Annotated in this window: 20 protein-coding genes and 1 tRNA gene; 6 read left to right on the top strand and 15 right to left on the bottom strand. The window is 69.3% G+C overall.

Annotated elements, in window-relative coordinates; all coding sequences use genetic code 11:
- The first annotated feature begins 674 nt into the window (after positions 1-674).
- Both ABD235_RS14075 and ABD235_RS14080 read left to right on the top strand, forming a co-directional pair.
- Positions 675-971 (top strand): putative quinol monooxygenase, encoded by a 297-nt coding sequence (locus ABD235_RS14075; RefSeq protein ID WP_344174129.1) that lies wholly within the window; start codon positions 675-677, stop codon positions 969-971.
- Complete coding sequence (locus tag ABD235_RS14080) at positions 971-1777, top strand: isocitrate lyase/PEP mutase family protein (protein ID WP_344174131.1); 807 nt, start codon at positions 971-973, stop codon at positions 1775-1777. The genes ABD235_RS14075 and ABD235_RS14080 overlap by 1 nt, the downstream gene beginning before the upstream one ends.
- Here the strand turns inward: ABD235_RS14080 and ABD235_RS14085 are convergent.
- The 9 genes from ABD235_RS14085 to ABD235_RS14125 form a co-directional block, all read right to left on the bottom strand.
- Positions 1774-2481 (bottom strand): PIG-L deacetylase family protein, encoded by a 708-nt coding sequence (locus tag ABD235_RS14085; RefSeq protein ID WP_344174133.1) that lies wholly within the window; start codon positions 2479-2481, stop codon positions 1774-1776. The two genes, ABD235_RS14080 and ABD235_RS14085, sit on opposite strands and share 4 nt — an antisense overlap.
- 9 nt (positions 2482-2490) lie before the next feature.
- Entirely contained in the window at positions 2491-3792 is a 1302-nt protein-coding gene (locus ABD235_RS14090) for a D-arabinono-1,4-lactone oxidase (protein ID WP_344174135.1), read from the bottom strand.
- A complete protein-coding gene (locus ABD235_RS14095; RefSeq protein ID WP_344174137.1) occupies positions 3789-4943 on the bottom strand; it encodes an amino acid deaminase/aldolase in 1155 nt (384 codons plus the stop codon). Before ABD235_RS14095 ends, ABD235_RS14090 begins: the two co-directional genes overlap by 4 nt.
- A gap of 44 nt (positions 4944-4987) precedes the next feature.
- Positions 4988-5764 carry a hypothetical protein gene (locus ABD235_RS14100; RefSeq protein ID WP_344174140.1) on the bottom strand — a complete coding sequence of 259 codons (777 nt, stop codon included), beginning with the start codon at positions 5762-5764 and terminating at the stop codon, positions 4988-4990.
- A complete protein-coding gene (locus ABD235_RS14105) occupies positions 5761-7146 on the bottom strand; it encodes a M15 family metallopeptidase (protein ID WP_344174144.1) in 1386 nt (461 codons plus the stop codon). Before ABD235_RS14105 ends, ABD235_RS14100 begins: the two co-directional genes overlap by 4 nt.
- 109 nt (positions 7147-7255) lie before the next feature.
- On the bottom strand, positions 7256-8377 hold the full coding sequence (gene dapC / locus ABD235_RS14110; protein ID WP_344174146.1) for a succinyldiaminopimelate transaminase: 1122 nt from the start codon (positions 8375-8377) through the stop codon (positions 7256-7258).
- Positions 8374-9288, bottom strand: a complete 915-nt coding sequence (locus ABD235_RS14115; protein WP_344174148.1) for an alpha/beta fold hydrolase — start codon at positions 9286-9288, stop codon at positions 8374-8376. Before ABD235_RS14115 ends, dapC begins: the two co-directional genes overlap by 4 nt.
- Positions 9289-9322: 34 nt before the next feature.
- Positions 9323-9919 carry a TetR/AcrR family transcriptional regulator gene (locus tag ABD235_RS14120; RefSeq protein ID WP_344174150.1) on the bottom strand — a complete coding sequence of 199 codons (597 nt, stop codon included), beginning with the start codon at positions 9917-9919 and terminating at the stop codon, positions 9323-9325.
- A gap of 42 nt (positions 9920-9961) precedes the next feature.
- Positions 9962-10432 (bottom strand): MarR family winged helix-turn-helix transcriptional regulator, encoded by a 471-nt coding sequence (locus tag ABD235_RS14125; protein ID WP_344174152.1) that lies wholly within the window; start codon positions 10430-10432, stop codon positions 9962-9964.
- Between the two features lie 86 nt (positions 10433-10518).
- On the opposite strand from ABD235_RS14125, the gene ABD235_RS14130 reads away from it, so the two are divergent.
- Positions 10519-10896: a DoxX family protein gene (locus tag ABD235_RS14130; RefSeq protein ID WP_344174154.1), complete on the top strand. Its 378-nt coding sequence runs from the start codon at positions 10519-10521 to the stop codon at positions 10894-10896.
- A gap of 5 nt (positions 10897-10901) precedes the next feature.
- On the opposite strand, the gene ABD235_RS14135 is transcribed toward ABD235_RS14130, so the two are convergent.
- From ABD235_RS14135 to ABD235_RS14145, 3 genes are read right to left on the bottom strand one after another with little or no spacing between them, the layout of a single operon-like run.
- Complete coding sequence (locus ABD235_RS14135) at positions 10902-11240, bottom strand: GroES family chaperonin (protein ID WP_425553113.1); 339 nt, start codon at positions 11238-11240, stop codon at positions 10902-10904.
- Positions 11237-11500: a DUF3618 domain-containing protein gene (locus tag ABD235_RS14140; RefSeq protein ID WP_344174157.1), complete on the bottom strand. Its 264-nt coding sequence runs from the start codon at positions 11498-11500 to the stop codon at positions 11237-11239. Before ABD235_RS14140 ends, ABD235_RS14135 begins: the two co-directional genes overlap by 4 nt.
- 45 nt (positions 11501-11545) lie before the next feature.
- Positions 11546-12589, bottom strand: a complete 1044-nt coding sequence (locus tag ABD235_RS14145; protein ID WP_344174159.1) for a glucose 1-dehydrogenase — start codon at positions 12587-12589, stop codon at positions 11546-11548.
- Between the two features lie 175 nt (positions 12590-12764).
- On the opposite strand from ABD235_RS14145, the gene bcp reads away from it, so the two are divergent.
- The 3 genes from bcp to ABD235_RS14160 all read left to right on the top strand — a co-directional run bounded on the left by bcp (position 12765) and on the right by ABD235_RS14160 (position 15316).
- Complete coding sequence (bcp, locus tag ABD235_RS14150; protein WP_344174161.1) at positions 12765-13232, top strand: thioredoxin-dependent thiol peroxidase; 468 nt, start codon at positions 12765-12767, stop codon at positions 13230-13232.
- Between the two features lie 410 nt (positions 13233-13642).
- A complete protein-coding gene (locus ABD235_RS14155; RefSeq protein WP_344174163.1) occupies positions 13643-15193 on the top strand; it encodes a VWA domain-containing protein in 1551 nt (516 codons plus the stop codon).
- A 42-nt stretch (positions 15194-15235) separates the two neighbouring features.
- Positions 15236-15316 (top strand) — tRNA-Leu (locus ABD235_RS14160).
- A 72-nt stretch (positions 15317-15388) separates the two neighbouring features.
- On the opposite strand, the gene ABD235_RS14165 is transcribed toward ABD235_RS14160, so the two are convergent.
- From ABD235_RS14165 to ABD235_RS14175, 3 genes are all read right to left on the bottom strand, one after another.
- Complete coding sequence (locus ABD235_RS14165) at positions 15389-16255, bottom strand: hypothetical protein (RefSeq protein WP_344174165.1); 867 nt, start codon at positions 16253-16255, stop codon at positions 15389-15391.
- Positions 16256-16828: 573 nt separating this feature from the next.
- The gene (locus ABD235_RS14170; RefSeq protein WP_344174167.1) at positions 16829-17359 is read right to left on the bottom strand and encodes a hypothetical protein; all 531 of its coding nucleotides are present in this window, start codon (positions 17357-17359) and stop codon (positions 16829-16831) included.
- Positions 17360-17441: 82 nt separating this feature from the next.
- The gene (locus ABD235_RS14175) at positions 17442-18599 is read right to left on the bottom strand and encodes an epoxide hydrolase family protein (RefSeq protein WP_344174169.1); all 1158 of its coding nucleotides are present in this window, start codon (positions 18597-18599) and stop codon (positions 17442-17444) included.
- Between the last annotated feature and the right edge of the window lie 52 nt (positions 18600-18651).

Below are 18651 nucleotides of genomic sequence, written 5' to 3' on the forward strand. Positions count from 1 at the left end.
GCGCACCTCCGGCTCGCGGCTCGACCCCACATCCTCCTCGCGCCGGAATCTGGTTGGGAGGAAGGGGCCTGCCCTCCCCGACGGGCTACGGGCTTCGCCCGTGCCGGCTCGGCCTCGCGTGGCTTCGGCCCAGCGCCGCCGACGCGGCTCCGAGCTACACCCGAGTTTGACCCACGCCCGGTTCGGACTCATGTCCGCGTTTGGACCAAGATCCGAGTCGCGCAGGGATCTGGTGGGGTCGAGAGAAGGGGAGCCTGCCCGCCCCGGCGGCTACGGGCTTCGCCCGTGCCGGCTGGCCGTGCGCGGCTGCCGCGCACGCGCCGGCTCGGACCACATCGGTCTCGCACAGGGATCTGGGGGAAGCGGAGGGCCTCGCTGCAGCGCACGCTGGGGCTCGGACCCACATCGGTCTCGTACAGGGATCTGGGTGGGAGTGGGGGGCCTCGCCGCCCGACGGCTACGGGCTTCGCCCGTGCCGGCTCGGCCGGGCGCGGCTGCAGCGCACGCTCCGGCTCGGGACCCACGTTGCCCTCGCAGGGGTGATGGAGGTTGGGAGCTTGGCCGTGCCGGGCCGTCCTGCGCCGGCGTACGTGGTTGTCCGAATCTGGCCAGACCGTGGGGGCCCTGCCGGTTGATGCTTCTTGGGTCAGATCACTGCAGAGAGGGTCACCAAGATGCTGTGCAAGGTTTTTCCGATTGAGCTCAAGCCGGGCATGCAAGCCGAGGCGGAGGCGATTGTGGCGGAGTTTGCGCCGCGGGGGCCTGAGGTGGAGGCGGGGACGTTGTCGTTCCGGGTGTACCGGGATCCGGCGCGGGCCGACTACCTGTTGTTCGTGGAGCACTTCGCGGACCAGGCGGCGTACGACGCGCACACCGGCTCGGCGGCGTACAAGGAACTGATCGCGGGGCGGTTCGCCGGGTTGATCGTCGAATTCGTCGAGATCGACCACGAGCTGCTGGTCAGCCACTGATGTCCAGCGACAAGGCGCAGAAGCTCCGGGCGCTCGATCCGTTGGTGCTGCCCAACGTCTGGGACGCGGGGAGCGCCGTGCTGGTGGTCGCGGCCGGTGCGCAGGCGGTCGCGACGACCAGTGGCGGCGTGGCCTGGTCGCTGGGCAAGCCCGACGGTCAGGTCCTCACCCGTGACGAGATGATCGAGCAGGTACGCCGGATCGCCGCAGCCGTCGACGTGCCGGTGACGGCCGACATCGAGGGCGGCTACGGCCCGGCGCCGGCCGATGTCCGGAGGACCGTCGAGGAGGTCGCCGCAGCGGGCGCTGTCGGGGTGAACCTCGAGGACTCCAAGGCCCCGGGCGGTCCGCTGTTCTCCGTCGACGAGCAGGTCGAGCGGATCAAAGCGGCGCGGGCCGGCGCAACGGCCAAGGGCCTGCACAACCTGCTGATCAACCTGCGGACCGACGTGTTCCTCTTCGGCATCGGCCCGGAGGACGGCCGCTTGGGCGACGTGCTCGATCGCGCCAAGCGGTACGCCGAGGCCGGCGCCGACGGCCTGTTCGTCCCCGGGCTCACCGACCTGCCGACCATCCGCGAGCTGACCGCGCAGTCCCCGCTCCCGGTCAACGTGATGGCCGGCCCGGGCGCACCGTCGGTCGCCGAGTTCATCGCCCACGGCGTACGCCGGATCAGCCTCGGTACGGCGATCGCCCAGGCGGCGTACTCGAAGGCCCTCGACGCCGCCCGCGAAGTCCTCGACCACGGCACCTACGACGAGCTCGCCGACATCCTCGACTTCGGTCAGCTCAACGCGAAGTTCTAAGGAGTGAACACCTCGAAGGACGTCGCGAACGTCGTACCGAACCTGGTACCACCGGCGCGCGACACTCCTTCGAGGAACTCCGACGGATCGAAGCCGCCCAGCCCGTCGATGTAGGCCTTGTGCGCCCGCAACGACTCCAGCCCCGTCTCGTACGTGTCGGTGATGTCGACCCCGTGCTTGCCCGACGGCGAGCCCGCCGCCCACACCTGCCGTACGCCGTTCCACCGCTCACCGGCATCGGGAAAGATCCACCGGTTGGCCGCGTCCCGCACGGCGTCGAGCGTTGCCCGCCCGACGGCCATGTGGTCGGCCTGGTTGAGGATCACGTCCCCGTCCCAGGTCTCGCGGAAGTTGTTCGTGATCACGATCTCCGGCTGGTGCCGGCGGATCACCGCGGTGAGCACCTCGCGCAGCGCGACGCCGTACTCGATCGTGCCGTCGGGCTGCCCGAGGAACTCGACCACGTCGACGCCGACGATCCGCGCCGACTCGATCTCCTCGGCCTCCCGCAGCGGCCCGCACTCGGCCGGCGCGAGACCGTCGATGCCTGCCTCGCCGGAGGTGGCCATCACGTAGACGATCTCCTTGCCCTGCCCGGTCCAGCGCGCGATCGCCGCGGCCGTTCCGAACTCCAGGTCGTCGGGGTGCGCCACGATCGCGAGCGCCTTCTGCCAGTCCTCAACGACCGGTTCGAGTGGGGTCATGGCGGCAGGCTAGTCGCCGAAGACCTGCCGCGTGTAGGGGTTTGCGAACGCGCGCCGCGGATCGAGGCGGTCGCGCACCGCCAGGAAGTCGCCGAAGTGCGGGTACAGCTCGGCGAAACGCTCGGCGCCGAGCGTGTGCAGCTTGCCCCAGTGCGGCCGGCCGCCGTACGCCGCGACGATCTGCTCGAAGGCGGCGAAGTACCGCCCGTGGTCGAGCCGGTGGTACTGGTGGATCGCGATGTACGCCGTCGCCCGGCCCTGCGCGGTCGACAGCCAGATGTCGTCGGCCGCCGCGACCCGCACCTCGATCGGGAACGGGAACCGCTCCCCCGACCGATCGATCCAGGCCCGCAGCTCGCCGAGCACCTCGACCAGCTTCTCCCGCGGTACGGCGTACTCGGACTCGCGGAACACCACGTTCCGTTCCGAGCAGAACACCTTGTACGACGCGTCGACGTACTCGCGCGCCGACAGCGCCCGCGACGCGAGCTGGTTGATCCGCGGCACCAGGGTGGGCCGCCGGACCGCGAGCCGGTTGGTCAGCTCGAACACCTTGTTGGACAGCAGCTCGTCGTCCACCCAGCCGCGGATCCGGCTGACCGGCGACGCGCCGACGCCGTCGGAGACCCGGTTGTTGCGCTTGGTCAGCGCGACGTCGGTGTGCGGGAACCAGTAGAACTCGAAATGGTCGTTGCCATCGGCAAGTTCATCGAAACCGTTCAGCACTTCGCCCAGCGGCAGCGGCATCTCCTGCGCGCGCAGCAGGAACGCCGGCACGCACTGCAACGTCATCGAGGTGATCACGCCCAGCGCCCCGACCGAGACACGGGCGGCCGCGAACACGTCGGCGTTCTCGTCGGCGGAGCACTGCAGCACCGAGCCGTCGGCCGTGACCAACTCCAGCCCGACCACCTGGGTCGCCAGGCCGCCGAGCTTCGCGCCGGTCCCGTGCGTGCCGGTGGAGACCGCGCCGGAGATCGTCTGCTTGTCGATGTCGCCGAGGTTGGCCATCGCGAGGTCGAACGACGCGAGCCCGGCGTTCAGCTTGGCCAGCCCGGTGCCGGCGCCGACCGTGACCCGGCCCGACGTCCGGTCGGCGGACTGGATCGCGGACAGCCCGTCGAGCCGGACCATCACCTGTTCCGGGACCGAGCAGCCGGTGAAGGAGTGGCCGGAGCCGACCGCCTTCAGCTTCTTGCCCTGCTCGGCCGCGGCCTTGACTGCCGCGGCGACCTCGTCGGTCGAGCCCGGCCGCAGCACCTCGACGCCGGTCGCCGACTCGGTGCCCGCCCAGTTCCGCCAGGTGCTCATCCGAAGTTCTTCCCTTCGCCCCGGTAGCTCACCAGCTCGGTCAGCTCGTTGCCGTCGATCGCGTACAGCCGGTCGAACCGCTCCAGCATCTCGCCTGCCTTGGCGTAGCGCATCCACACGCGGTCGCCGATCTTCAGACCGCGCGCGTTCTCGCCAGCGACCGGGGTCTGCACCTCGCCGGCGCCCTCGGTCCCGAGGAGCTTCAGCCCGAGCGGCCAGGTCGGCGCGGGCAGCCGCGACTTCTTCGCCGGGCCGGACGCGACGTACCCGCCGCCGAACAGCGTGGCGATCCGCGGCGTCGGACGTCGTACGACGCCCAGCGCGTACGCGACCGCGTGCTCGGGCTGGAACACGTCGTACCTGTCGAACAGCGTCGGCCCGTAGAGACCTGACCCGGCCGTGACCTCCGTGACCGCGGGATCGGCGCTGCTGATCTCGATGCTGCCCGTGCCCCCGCTGTTCACCAGCCGGAGCAGCGCGACCTGCTTGACCGCGTCGACGACCGCGCCACGGCGGTCGGACAGCTCGGCCGCGGACCGCCGCTTCACCCAGCGCACGGCGGGCGAGGTGTCCGGCAGCCCGGCGATCTGCGCCTCGTAGAACATCACGCCGACCAGCTCGAAGGCGTCGTCGGCGACGACCTGCCGCGCGAGCGCGAGCACCTGCTCCGGCGTCCGCAGCGGAGAACGCCGTACGCCGAGATGCTGGCCGAAGACCCGCAGCGAGGCGTCGACGTCCAGGCAGACCCGGATCCGCTCACCGCCGCCGGTGACCTGCTTGATGAACGCGAGGTGCTCGACATCGTCGATCATCAACGTGATCCGCGCGGCCGCTTCGGCGTCGCCGGCCAGTTCGCGCAGCGCGGCGCGGTGGACGGTCGGATAGCCCATCAGGATGTCGTCGACGCCGTTGCGCGCGAGCCAGAGCGCCTCGGGCAGCGCGTAGCTCATCACGCCGTGGAAACCGGGCCGCTGCAGCGCCTCGGTGAGCAACGCACGGTTGCGCACCGACTTGGAGGCCACGCGGATCGGCACCCCGGCGGCGCGCCGGACCAGGTCGTCGGCGTTGCGGCGGAAGGCGGCCAGGTCCACCACCGCGAACGGCGGGTCCAGCTCGGCGGTCAGCCGTGCGTACCGGTCGAAGTCACCCATGGACGGAGTCTAAGCGCGGACAAAACTGAAAGGTAGTACATCTTTCATGCCGAATCGATCACAGCCCGGAGTACGGGAACGACGCTGTGCGCCCAGTCGGCGCTCGGTTTGGCGTCCTGCGCGGCGAGCAGAGCGACCGTGCTGCCTTGGTGCACGACGGTCTCGGCGTAGGGCTCGGCGCCGGCGTACCGGCGCACTTGGGCTGCTGCGTCCTGCTCCGACCAGAGCGGCTCTACTGCGAGCTGGGCGTCCTTGGAGGTGCCGCAGGCTGTCATGCGCGCCTGGTACCCGGTGTAGTACTGCGCAGCCTGCTTCTGGTTCGCGAAGCGGAGCAGAAGGGCTGTAGCGGGCAGGTCCGAGCCAGTCCGGTACGTCGCCTGCAGGGCGTGCAGCGGGACCGGCAGCGAGCCCGCCGGCATCCGCCCTTCACAGCCGACCGGCAATGCTTCGTACGCCGCCTGGTGCGCGCTGCGCTGTCTGGTCCACGTCTTGTTGCCCAGCCAGCCCGCCTCCGCGCCGCCCTCGTCGACGTACGTCTTCCAGCCCGTGCCGAGCTTGTCGGCCGGGGGCAGGTTCTTGCTGGTGACCGGTCCGGCGGCAGCGGGCGGCGGTGCGGTCGCCTGCTCGGGTACTGCCGGGGGCTTGGCGGCGTCGGTGGGCTTGGCCGTGTTCGGCGTGACTGTGGGGATCGGGACCGTGCCGCCGACGGTGCTGGGGATCGACAGCTCGGGAGTGGCTGCGGGCTTGTCAGCTGCCTGGGTGGGACTGCAGGCGGTCAGCAGGCCTGCAGCGACCACCACTACGGCGTACTGGACTCTCATTTCGGCTCGAAGTGCTGGTAGTCCGGCTTGGCCCAGCGGGCGCCCCAGAAGTAACCCTGGGCGTCGAGGGCCTTGGTGAGGGTGCTGCCGGCGAACAGCATGCCGGGGCGGGCCGGTGTGCGAGTGCGGTAGGCCAGACCGTTCTTCGGGTACCAGACGCCGTTGGCCGCGAGGTACGGGTTCTCCACGGTGTTGATGTCGATCGCGTAGCCGTAGGAGTGCGGCGACAGCGAGTACGGGTCGCCGGTGACCTGGCGGCAGTTGAACATCGAGGTGTTGTCGGCCTCCATCGCGCGGACGTCGCTGCCGCCGAACACGTCGACCCGGGTCATCCGCCGGATCGGGAACTTGGCGTTCAGGTTCGCGGTCCAGACCGTGATCATCTTCTGCACGGCGGCGTCGCGGACGATCAGCTCACCCTTGTGCAGCAGGCCGTCGAAGCCCCAGTGGTTCATCGTCAGCAGCCGTAGCGACGACGGCCCGACCGGGCAGCCGGCGCGGTAGGTCTTCGGGACCATGCTCGCGGCGACGGCGTACACCTTCGGGTTGAGCCCGGCCTTGACCACGACGTACGCCGACGCCGACACCTCGACGGCCGTGGCCGGCACGCCCCGGCTGACCACGCGAACCGACCGGCTGGACGGGAAGTTGTCCGGGAACGGCAACCGGAAGTTGCCCTTGGCATCGGTTTTGACGCTGGTCAGCCAGCGCCAGGCGCCGCTGCCGAGCAGGTCCTGGAGCACGACCTCGAGCCCCGGCTGGGCCGGCACCGTCGTCCCGGTGACGGCGACGCCGGTCAGCGCGACGTAGGAGGCGGCGGGTTTGGTGATCACGATCCGGCGGTCCTGCGCGGTGCCGATCCGGGCCGGCGACATCGCCGGGGTGCCGTAGAACTTCGGACCGACGACGACCCGGAACGTGGTGCGGATCGGGCCGGTCGGGGTATAGGTGATCTTGTACGCGCCGCCGGTCGTCGACTGGGTCGCGCCGCGCAGGGTCCAGCCGCTCGGCAGCGCCTGCCAGAGCGAGAGGTACCAGTTCGTGGCGCCGTTGTTGAGCTTGCCGGTGAACGTCATCGGCCGGTCTTCCCACGTCGTGGCCGGCTGGTCGAGCGAGATCGCCAGCGCCTCGGCGGCGAGCGACGGCTGCGTGGTCGGCTGGCCCGTCGGCTGATCGGTGGGCGTTCCGGTCGGCGTGCTGGTGGGCTCTTCGGTCGCCGGCGGCGCCGGCGTCTCGGCCGGCGGCGTGCTCGGTGGCGTGCTGTCCGGCGTGTCCGCCGGTGTTTCGGCCGGCACGACCGGCGTCGACACCGGCGTACCGGACGGCACGCCCGGTGTGTCGTCGGCGTGCGCGCTGATCGGCAGCAGCGCGAGCAGCGCCACGACCGCGACTGTAGGCAGAGCTCTCCGAGCCATGACCGTCCTCCCCAACGGGCGGGACCATTCCGGGCCGCCCTCCTCACCAGGGGAGACGCCCTGGACGCCAGAAAAGTTACACCTGGGCTTGCAGTCTTTTCACCGCCGCATCGATTCGCTCGTCGGTCCCGGTGAGCGCAACTCGAATGTTCCTCTCACCAGCCGTTCCGTAAAAGGCCCCGGGCGCCACCAGAATGCCCAGTTCGGACAGCGCGGCCACCGATCCGTAGGCGTCGTACGACGGGTGCTCGGCCCACAGGTACAGCCCGCCCTGCGACAACGTGATCTCCCAGCCCGCGCCGGTCAGCGCCTCGCGCAGGACCGACCGGCGCCGGATGTAGCGCGCCCGCTGCTCCTCCACGTGCTGGTCGTCGGCGAACGCCGCCGCCATCGCCGCCTGGATCGGCGACGGGACCATCAGCCCGGCGTGCTTGCGCACCGCCAGCAGCTCGGCCACGATCCGCTCGTCGCCGGCCACGAAACCGGCCCGGTAACCAGCGAGGTTGGACCGCTTGGACAGCGAGTGCACGGCCAGCAGGTTGTCGAAGGAGCCGCCGCACACGTCCGGGTGCAGCACGGACACCGGCTGCTCGTCCCAGCCGAACTCCACGTAGCACTCGTCGTTCACCAGCAGCACGTTGTTGGCCCGGGCCCACTCCACCGCGGCCTTGAGCTCCGCGGCCGAGGTGATCTCTCCGGACGGGTTGCGGGGCGAGTTCAGGTAGGCGACGGCCACCGGGCCGTCGTACTGGGTGACGTCGGGGACCGGCACGCTCTTGGCGCGAGCCAGCGCGGCGCCTGCCTCGTACGTCGGGTAGGCGAGGTCCGGGATGAGCACGGTGTCACCGGCTCCGACGCCGAGCAGCATCGGGAGCAGCATGATCAGCTCCTTGGTCCCGATCACCGGCAGCACACCGGTCCGCGGGTCCACCCCCGGTACGTCGAGGCGGCGCTCGAGCCAGTCGACCGCGGACTGCCGCGCGGTCGACGTACCGATCGTTGTCGGGTACGCCGGAGCGTCGGCCGCGTCGGCCAGCGCCTTCTTCACCAGGTCGGGCACCGGGTCCACCGGACTGCCGATCGACAGGTCGACGATGCCGTCCGGATGGTCGGCCGCCTTCTGCTTGAACGGCGCGAGCTTGTCCCACGGGAAGTCCGGCAACCGGCTGGAGGTGGAGCTGGAGAAGAGGTCTGTCACCCCTCCATTGTCTCCTGCGCGACCCTCGCCGCGTGGCCGCCTTCCCAATCTGTGGATAAGAAGCCGAGCGCCATCGCGATCACCGCCGGGTCGCCCAGGATCCGGCGGTGCCCGAGCCCCTCGGTCAGCTCGACGGTCGCGCCCGGCCAGGCCTTGGCCAGCCGGATGCTCCCGTCGGCCTGGGTCTCGCGGTCGTCCCGGTCGTGGATCGCCAGCAGCGGCGGCAGCTCCCGCCTGGTCGCGAGGTCGGTCACCACGCGTGTGCCCTCGTAGCTCTCCATCGGCCCGAACCTGCGCGCGAACCGGCGCAGGAACCCGGCTCGCACCCGCGGCCCGAACCCGAACGCCGCCTGGAACCCGTCCATCCAATCCGCGAAGTCCGTCGCCGCCGCGAGGTACACCACCCGCTCCGGCCCGGCGAAGTGCAGCAGCGCGTGCGAGATCGCCGCCGCGCCGAGCGAGTGCGCGATCACGCCGTACGCCGGACCGCGGTCCGCGACGACCGCCTGGAACGCGTCGGCGAGCTCGAGCAACGTGCTGCGGCCCTTGCCCTCCGGACCGGGCGCGGAGTCGCCGTGGCTCGGTGCGTCGTACGCGACCACCTGGAACCCGCTGTCGACCAGCGGCGGGATGAAGGCCGCAAGCTGCAGGCCCCAACCGCCCCAGCCGTGGACGAGATAGACCAGCGGGCCCTGTTCGCCGTACACCTGGCCTCGGATCAGGCCTTCTTCGAAGGGCAGCTCGAACGGCGTACCGGGCGGGAGGTCGACCCTCGGGCGGCGGACCTTCTCCGGGACTGGTGGCACGCGGAACCACAGCTGCTCGAGCAGCCGGGCACCGATCGGCGGCGCGACCCGCTCGAGAATCCGGAAGCTGGTCGCATAAAACCGAACGATCGTGCTTTTTTTCACCGCTGCGTCTCCCCCACTCGAAGTTCCCTGGTCTCTAGATCCGCGCCGCGTCGAGCAGCGCTTCGAAGGCCGCGCGCGCCCGCGCCTCGGCGCGGTCGTCGCCGAGCAGCCGGCTGGCGTGATGGAAGGCCATCAGCACGCCCTGGATGTCGAACGCGTACTGCTCCGGATCGGCGTCCGGCCGGAACTGCCCCTCGGTGATCCCGGTCCGGAAGATCGTCGCGATCGCGTCGATGTAGTCGCGGTACGCCTGCAGGAAGCGATCGCGGACCGGGCCGGGCGGCGCGTCGTCCAGCTCGGCGGACACGCTGTAGAAGAAGCAACCGCCGGGCAGGGCGAGATCGCCGCTGTCCCAGCGCAGCTTGCGGTCGAACAGCGCGCGCAGCCGGGCCTCGCCGCGCGGAGCCTTCAGCGCCGGCCGGACGACCCGCTCGGCGAACAGCTCCGCGGTCCAGTCGATCACGTCGAGCTGGAGCTGCTCCTTGGACTTGAAGTGGGAGAACAGGCCGCTCTTCGACAGCCGCGTCCGCTCGGCGAGCAGACCGATGCTGAGCCCGCTCAGCCCGATCACACTGACCTGCGCCGCGGCGACGTCGAGCACCGCCGCTCTGGTCTCCTCACCTTTACCCACCCTCGAATAAGAGCACGACCGTGCGGTTCTCGGCAAGGGCTTTTAGCAGGGCTTCCCGGGATCGACCTTCGCGAGGATCTGCTCGCTGATCACCCTGAGCTGCTCGAGCTGCTCCGGCGTGAGCGCGTCGATGACGTACTTGCGGACCATCTCGACGTGCCCGGGCGCCGCCTCCACCAGGTAGGCGTACCCCTCGTCGGTCAGCGTGGCGACGGTGATCCGGCCGTCTTCCTCGTACGGACGGCGATGCACGAACCCGCGACTCTCCAGCCGCTTCACCACGTGCGACAGCCGCGACAGCGTGCCGTTCGCCTCGCCGGCCAGGTCACTCATCCGCCGCGACCGTCCCGGCGACTCCGACAGGGCGGCGAGCACCGTGTACTCGAAATGATTCAGGCCGGAGTCACGCTGCAGCTGGAAGTCGAGCGCTCCAGGCAGCTTGAACAACATGGCCGCCAGCGCCATCCACCCCTGCAGCTCGTCGGCATTCAGCCACCGCACGTCCTCCGCCATCCGTGCAGTCTACCGACTTGATTGACGCTTCAACCCAACCCGCGCTACCTTGACTTGAAGCATCAACTAACTACTGAGAGCAGCTGATGAACGTCTTCCTGTGGATCGTCGCCGGCCTCCTGGCCGCCTTCTTCCTGGCCGCCGGCGGCAACAAACTGGCCCAGTCCAAGGCCAAGCTCGGCGAGAACCCGAACATGAAGTGGACCGAGGACTTCTCCGCCGGCACCCTCAAGCTCATCGGCACCGCCGAGGTCCTCGGCGCACTCGGCCTGATCCTCCCGGCCGCCCTCGACATCGCCCCGATCCTGGTCCCGCTCGCCGCCGTCGGCCTGGCGGTGATCATGGCCGCCGCCATCGTCGTCCACGTCCGCCGCAAGGAGTACAAGACACTGCCGATCAACGCGGTGGTCCTGGTGCTCGCCGTAGTACTGGCGATCTTCCGCTTCGGCCCGAACAGCTTCTAGGAGTTCTAGAGGTAGAGCCCGGTTTGCCCGTCTTCCAGGCGGTTGGCGGCGACGGCGTGGAGGTCGCGTTCGCGCAGCAGCACGTAGTCGTCGCCGCGGACCTCGACCTCGGCGCGGTCCTCCGGATCGAACAGCACCCGGTCGTCGACCTCGACCGTGCGTACGTTGGCGCCGATCGCGACCACCTTGGCCCATGCCAGCCGGCGGCCCATCTGGGCGGTCGCCGGGATCAGGATCCCGGCCGAGGACTTCCGCTCCCCCTCGACCTCCAGCGACACCAGGACGCGGTCGTGCAGCATCCGGATCGGTAGCTTGTCGTCGGACAGGCGCTTGCGAGGGGTCACCGGCGGCCCACCAGCTTGCGGATCATCAGCAGGGCGCCGACCACACCGACAACAGCCGCACCGACCGCGACCAGCTTCTGCGTGCGCAGCTCACCGCGCTCGTCGAAGACCTGCGCCTTCGCCTGCTCGACCTGCCGCTTGGCGACGTTCTTCGGGCTCGTGCGGTCGACCAGCTCGTCCACGGTCGCGGCCAGTCGTGCACGGGTGGCGGCGATGTCCGCCTCGATCTGCTCGGTACCACGAGCTTGCGTGTCCGACACCTGTCCTCCTCGTTACTGACCGGCAACTGATCCCATCCTCGCAGGTCAGGCGCGCAGGTCCACGACCACCTTGATGTCGCCGGGCTTCTTGGTCAGCGCACTGGGCCAATCCGACAGCGGAACGGTCCTGGTGATCAACCGCTCCAGCCAGCTCTGGTCCGCCGCCAGCAGCACATCCACAGCGTCGGCGTAGTGCCGCTTGGCAGCATTGACCGTCCCAACCAGCGCGGCATTCCGTACGACGAGCTGCCGCACCAGAGCGTCCATCTGTACCTCGATGCGGTCCGGACCAGGCGAGATCCCGGCCAGGCACATCACCCCAGCCGGCGCCAGCAGCTTGGCCGACTCGACCACTACCGGCCCAGCACCGGTCGCCTCGATGACAACGTCCGGCTGCACCCGCAGCTCGCTCAGGTCAGTCAAGAACGTCCCGCCAAGGTCTCGCACCAGCTGCGGCTTAGGTCCCTCGTCAGACCGGTCCAGCACGTGTACGGCGTACCCACGCTGCGCAGCAATCAGCGCAGCCAGCAGACCGATCGGTCCGGCGCCCGTGACAAGCACCTGCTTCGGCTCGTACCAGGAGCGACTCCCAACATGGTCCACCTGCTCCCACGCCTTGGTGAGGATGCTGGCGGGCTCCACCAGTACGCCGAGCCGCCCCAGCTCAGCAGGAACCCGTACGGCGAAGTACGGGTCGACCCGCCACCGCTCAGCGCCGTACCCGTCGTCCCCCTTGATGCCGCGCTCGGTGTAGAGCCCGTTGCGGCAGAAATCCCACTCACCGCGCGCACAGGCCGGGCAGGGTTCCGGGTCCGGCCGCCTGACGATGCCTGCGACCAGGTCCCCGCTGGAGAAGCCGGAGCCGGGCGGAGCCTCCAGCACCTGGCCCAGCGACTCGTGGCCGAGCACCAGCTGGTCCGCACCGGCCCTGCCGCTGCCGAACTCGCCGGCGACGAGCTCCAGGTCGGTGCCGCAGATCCCGGCCAGCACGCCCTCGACGAGCATCGTCCCGTCGGCCTCGGGCGGTTCGGCGACCTCGCCGACGGACGCTGAGCCAGCCTTGCCCGGAACCACCGTCATCGCCCGCATGCGCCCACTCCACTCCTGCACGGTCCCCGCGCGCAAGTTCCCTCGCCGTACCTCATGGTCGTCCCACGCGTCACAGGAGCCCCTCGCGCCGCTGCTTCCGGCGTACGGCAGAATGTCGGACAATCACCCAGTCGTGCCCGTTGTCCTGTGCCGTTGTCGACGAAAGGACCCCGTCATGTCCGAGCGCCTGTCCGTCGGCGACGTTGCACCCGAGTTCACGCTGTCCGACGCGAACGGCAACGAGGTCTCGCTGCGCGACCTGCGCGGCAAGAACGTGATCGTCTACTTCTACCCGGCCGCGATGACCCCGGGCTGCACCAAGCAGGCCTGCGACTTCCGCGACTCGCTCGACTCGCTGGCCGCGGCCGGGTACACGGTGCTCGGGATCTCGCCGGACAAGCCGGCCAAGCTGCAGAAGTTCCGCGAGCGCGACGGCGTGACGTTCCCGCTGCTGAGCGACCCGGACAAGGAGGTCCTGACGGCGTACGGGGCCTTCGGCGAGAAGACGATGTACGGCAAGAAGGTCACCGGGGTGATCCGCTCGACCTTCGTCGTCGACCCCGACGGGAAGATCGCGGTCGCGCAGTACAACGTGAAGGCCACCGGCCACGTGGCGAAACTGCGACGCGATCTCGGTCTCTGAGACAGCTCGACCGGTTCAGCGAAGGAAAACCTTCGACGGTTTCACGGGCACGGTCCATGGAACGGTCGTTTGAGCAAATCCGTGCTGTGATCTGGATCACACCCCGGTCGGAGCGGACCGGAGTTCCGACGCTACCCAGCGTGAGTTTTTAGGCTTACCTGAGGAGTAGCCGTACTCCGAAGGCCTCCAGCGTTCGATGACGACCTGATTCCGGTGCGGTCACGGTGGCCGGCGACCTTGGCCCTGACCAGTGCAAACCGGGTAATCTGCGCGCGCAGTCTGCCTCTGGGAGGGAGGGACCTGCCGCGATGGGAAAACATTCCTCTGCGGTAACGCGAAGTAACAACAACCGCCGGCCGGTGTACTTGACCGCCGTCGGTCTCTTGGTGCTCTCGCTAGGTGCCGTGTTCGTGGTCCGCTCCTTCGGATCCGAGTCCGGCGCCGACGGTTTGCTGGGCGGTCAGTGTGACGAGCCGACCCAGATCAAACTCAGCACGACGCCCGAGTTCCAGCCTCAGCTGGACCAGGCGACCAAGGCGTTGATGGCCAAGGGCGGTGAGGACGGCAACGCCTGTCTGCAGTTCACCATCACCGCCGCGCAGTCCGCGTCGGTCGCCCAGGAGCTCTCGAACGGCAGCGACAGCCGGCCGGACCTGTGGGTGCCGGACTCCTCGCTGTGGGTGGGCCGCGCCGACGACGGCGAGTCCATCCCGACCATCGCCGTACCGTCGCTGGCCACGTCACCGCTGGTCCTGGTCGGCAAGTCCGAGAACTTCGCCAACACCTCGTCGTGGCTGAGCCTCTTCGCGGAAACCCAGCCGGCTCTGCTCGACCCGGCCAAGCAGGCCTCCGGCGCACTCGCACTCCTGGCGATCCAGTCCGAACGCGCCAAGACCTCGGCGTCGAACAGCCAGGTCGCCAAGGTGCTCGTACCGCTGGCGCAGCGGCTCGGTTCGATGCCGAAGCAGTACACCGAGGTGAGCGGGCCGCTCAGCCGGGCCTCCGCCGACGGCAGCCCGGTCGTCGTACCGATGTCTGAGCAGGCGTTCGTCAAGTACCAGGACGAGAACCCGGCCGCACAGCTGAAGGCGATCGTGCCGCGCACCGGGACGCTGCTGATGGACTACCCGGTGGTGGTCACCGCCAAGACCAACACCGAGGCGATCACCGACGCCGGCAAGGCGCTCGGCGAGCAGATGCTGTCCGACGCCGTCGGCCAGTCTCGGGACGACGCGGGCTTCCGCGACGCCCTGGTGAGTCCGCTCGGCGAAGGCCGCGGCGTCGGCGACATCACCCAGCTGACCAAGCCGACCGCCAGCGCGATCGAGAAGGCTCTGCTGAGCTGGACGACGCTGTCACTGTCGGCCCACTCGCTGGCCGTCATCGACGTCTCGGGCTCGATGGCCGAGAAGGTCCCCGGCAGCGCCAAGACCCGGATGCAGCTGACCATCGAGGCCGCCGGCAAGGGCCTCACGCTGTTCCCCGACTCGGCCGAACTGGGCCTGTGGGTGTTCTCCACGAAGATCGGCCCGCTCGGGGCCGACTTCAAGAAGCTGGTACCGATCGGCAAGCTGACCCCGGCCCACCGGCAGGCGATGATCAGCAACCTGACGGCCCAGTCGGCCCGCGTCAACGGTGGCACCGGTCTGTACGACACCGCCATCGCCGCGATCAAGGAAGTCCGCAGCCAGTACGACTCGGGCGCCGTCAACACCGTCCTGCTCTTCACCGACGGCAAGAACGACGACCCGGGCAGCGACAGCCTCGACCGCACCCTGCAGATCCTCGAGGGCCTGAAGGACCCGGCCCGCCCGGTCCGCATCATCGCCCTGGGCATCGGCCCCGACGCGGACGAGACCGAGCTCAAGCGCCTGGCCCAGGCCACCGGCGGCCAGAGCTACGTCGCCCGCAACCCCACGGACCTCCAGGACGTCTTCATCGACGCCCTGCAGAACCGCTGACACCGGTTGCTCCCTAGGATGACCTCCTGGGGAGCAACCCCGGCCAGAGTGGTGGAACGGCAGACACGCCGGCTTTAGGTGCCGGTGCCCTCGGGCGTGCGGGTTCAAGTCCCGCCTCTGGCACCCACGCGAAGTCTTCAAGCCTTGTGGCTGAATGGCCCACGCCCGCCGCTGCTGTCGCGCACAACGTCCGCGTCAGTGGTCGTACAAGGCTTCGAGTTCGGTGCGGCGGGTGGTGACGTCGTCATGATCGTCGCCGAAGACGAGCAGGTGCAGCGTGCTCTGGTTGATCGTGTTGTCGGTGCGGCGGGTGTCGTGGCCGCCGGTGACGATGAGCCCTCCGCGCTGCAGCGCGGGCCGCAGCGCGGCCAGGAGTGTGGCGATGGGTGCCGAGGTGGTGAGTTTCGTCGACTCCGACGGTCGGTCCAGGGCGTCGGGACGGATGGTGTGCAGCGCCAGCAGCGGGATGGATCCGCTGGTGATGCGGAAGTTGAGGTCGAGCATGACGAGTTCGCCGTCGTAGGTCTGGGCGCAGTCGAGGCTGCACATGCCGCGGTAGCCGACGTCGGCGGCGCGCTGGGCGATCGCCAGGCATTCGGTGAGCAGGTCGGCGGGCAGGGGAACGATGAGCCCGAAGCGGCCGCCGGTGTAGACGCCGTCGGCGTCGATACGCTGGTCGGTCACGGCGAGCAGGCGGGCCCGGCCGTCGGCGGCGACGTACAGCTGGACCCCCCAGTTGTGCTGGATGTTCAGGTACTCCTCGACGACCACCTCGGTGAGGACGTCGGTGAACGCGGGCAGGATCACCGGGTCCCCCGCTCGGTGCAGGTAGACGTCGAGGCTGGCGCCGTGAGCGGCGTTGGTGGCGGCCTTGAGCACCCAGGACTTCTCGGCGGGGATGGCTTCGGCGAGCTCGTCGATCGTGACGATCTGGCGGCGGGCCTGGAAGCGGGGGTCGACGAAGGTGCTGATGCTGGCTTTGTTGTTGAGGTAACCGACGAGCTCGGCGCTCTTCACGGAGCGTTCGTCGGGGTACAGCGCCGTGGGCTGCGGGTACTCCATCGACATGAGCAGGCCGTCGCTGAGAGCTTCGGTGACGCGGGCGGCGAACTCGGCCTCGGTGCGGAACTCGCGTGGATCGGTGCCGACGGGCAGGCCACCGTCGCGGAGGGCGGCGAGGAGGTTGGGTTCAGTGCCGCCCGCGCTGGTGATGACGGGGGTGTCGCCGGCGATGGCGAGGGGGCGGGCGGACAGGACGTCGCGGGTGTTGCGGTGCCTGCTCGACGGAACGGCCGGCTCCTGCGCGGGGCGTGCGCAGACGGCGATACCAGGACCGTAGATGTCGGTGAGGGTCCGAGGAGCGGCCAGGATCGGCGTGAGCGCAGAAGCGGTAATGGGAGATCTCCCTTGTGGGGTGGTGCTTGGACCCGGTCCTGGCGTGGAGTGGTGCGAAACGACCGAAAGCGGTGAAACGCGCCTGGATGAGGCGGCGTCCGCTCCAGAGTGAAGGCGCCCGCGGGTGTGAACCCGGGGCGGCCGTATTCGTCACTGTCTCACGTTTCGCGAGACTCGGTGAGCTGCCGATGCGCCGCCGGAACAGCTCCCCCCAACGACGACTTGTCAGCGGACGCCGGTTTACTGGGTCTGGGTGATGGTCTGTAGCTGGGACAGCAGCAGGGCTGCCTGCTTGGCTCGTGCGGAGATGCCGAGCAGCTCGCGGGCCAGCAGAACCAGCGAGATCGGGAACATCACCATCGCCACCAGGATCACGAAGATGGCGGCGAGGCTGTCCAGGGGTGAGTCGTTGCTGCGGGCGTCGCCGCTGCTTGTCGAGGAGAAGTTCAGGCTGTCGCGCTTGCCTGTCTCGAGGAGGCACCGGAACTTCGGCTTGTACGGGCGGACCGTCGCCTTGCTGCCGTCGGCGAGGCGGAGCCTCACGCGGCTGCGGATGAACATGCCGCGGGACACCTTCGTCACCGCGGGCAGTTGACGCCATGGACGGTCGGGGCGGTCGAGGACCGAGACGCCGCCCTCGTGAACGTACAGTCCGGTGACGGTCTTCTTCAGCAGGACCATCATCACGCCCGCGGGGAGCGGGGCCTCGCACGCGGCGCGGATCTCTTCGACCGTGTGGTGCGGCAATGGGTCGGCTTGCTTCTTCGCCACGCTGTCCCCCCGGAGGCCATGATCGATCCCTTCTCGGAAGGCTAACGCCTGTCCGCCGGCCACGCGGAGATTTGAGTCGTGGTCAGCGCAGACCGGCGGCGAACTCTCGGATGTCCTGGGCGAGGAGGTCAGGTTCCTCGGTGGCCATGAAGTGACCGCCGCGCGGCAGGACGCTCCATCGAGGGTGGTGGAACTGTCGCTCCGCAAGGGAACGGGGCGGTACGCCGCCGATGTCCGACCGGCTGGCGTATACGGCTACGGGCGCGGCGGCGGGATCCTTCGTCGGGCGGGATCCTGGGAAGAGGTCGTGAGCGTGATAGTGCATCACCGATGAGCCGAACGAACCTGTTGTCCAGTAAAGAGTCAGAAGAGTGAGCAACGTCGTACGGGTGGCTGGGGCGGTCAGGTCGAGGGTGCTCCACGCCTGCCACTTCTCGACGACCCAGGCCGCGAGTGCTACCGGCGAGTCGGCGACAGCGAGCGCCGCGGTCAGGGGCTTGGTGGCCTGGAGATGGTGATAGGCACCATCCTGCTCTGCCCAGGTGGCCATCGACGCGAGCCATTCGTTCTCCTCGGCAGTCAGCGTGCCGTCGTGAACTCCCGGAGTGCGGACCGGGCTCAGCGCGTTGGTGCTGACGTGAGCACCGAGCACGGCGTCAGGGTGTCGAACTGCCAACCAGGCCGTCACCCGTGCTCCGATGTCCCCGCCCGAGGCGAAGAACGACTCGTAGCCGAGACGTGACATCAAGACTTGCCAGCGGTCCGCGATCGAGGCAGCGGTCAACTGCTCGAGCTTCCTGAACGTGTCGGAGTAGGCAAACCCGGGCACCGACGGTACGACGACGTGGAATGCGTCTTCGGCTCGTCCTCCGTGCAGTTCAGGTCTCGTCAGCGGCTCGAGGAGAGGAACGATCTCGAGGAACGAGCTGGGCCACCCGTGCGTGATGACGATCGGTCTGGCGTGGGGATGCGGACTGCGGACGTGCAGGAAATGGGTCCACGCACCGTCGATCTCCAGGCGGAAGTGAGGAAGCGCCCGAAGCCTGGCGACGTACTCGTCGAAGTCGAAGGCGGTCGCCCACTCGTTGACGAGATCGCGGGCGAAGGACACCGGAGTTCCCGCCGACCAGTCGTCCACGGGCTGCTCGGCCGGGAACCTTGCAGTCAGAAGTCGAGCGCCGAGCGCACTTGTCGTCGTCTGGCCAGGAGCAGGGTCAAAGGACTCTGGCTCCTGCGTCATCAGCGATTCCTCCCCGTGGTGACCCGACCAGTAGACCCCGCCCACTCGCCCG

This window comes from Kribbella lupini (genome assembly GCF_039529595.1).
Lineage (GTDB): Bacteria > Actinomycetota > Actinomycetes > Propionibacteriales > Kribbellaceae > Kribbella > Kribbella lupini.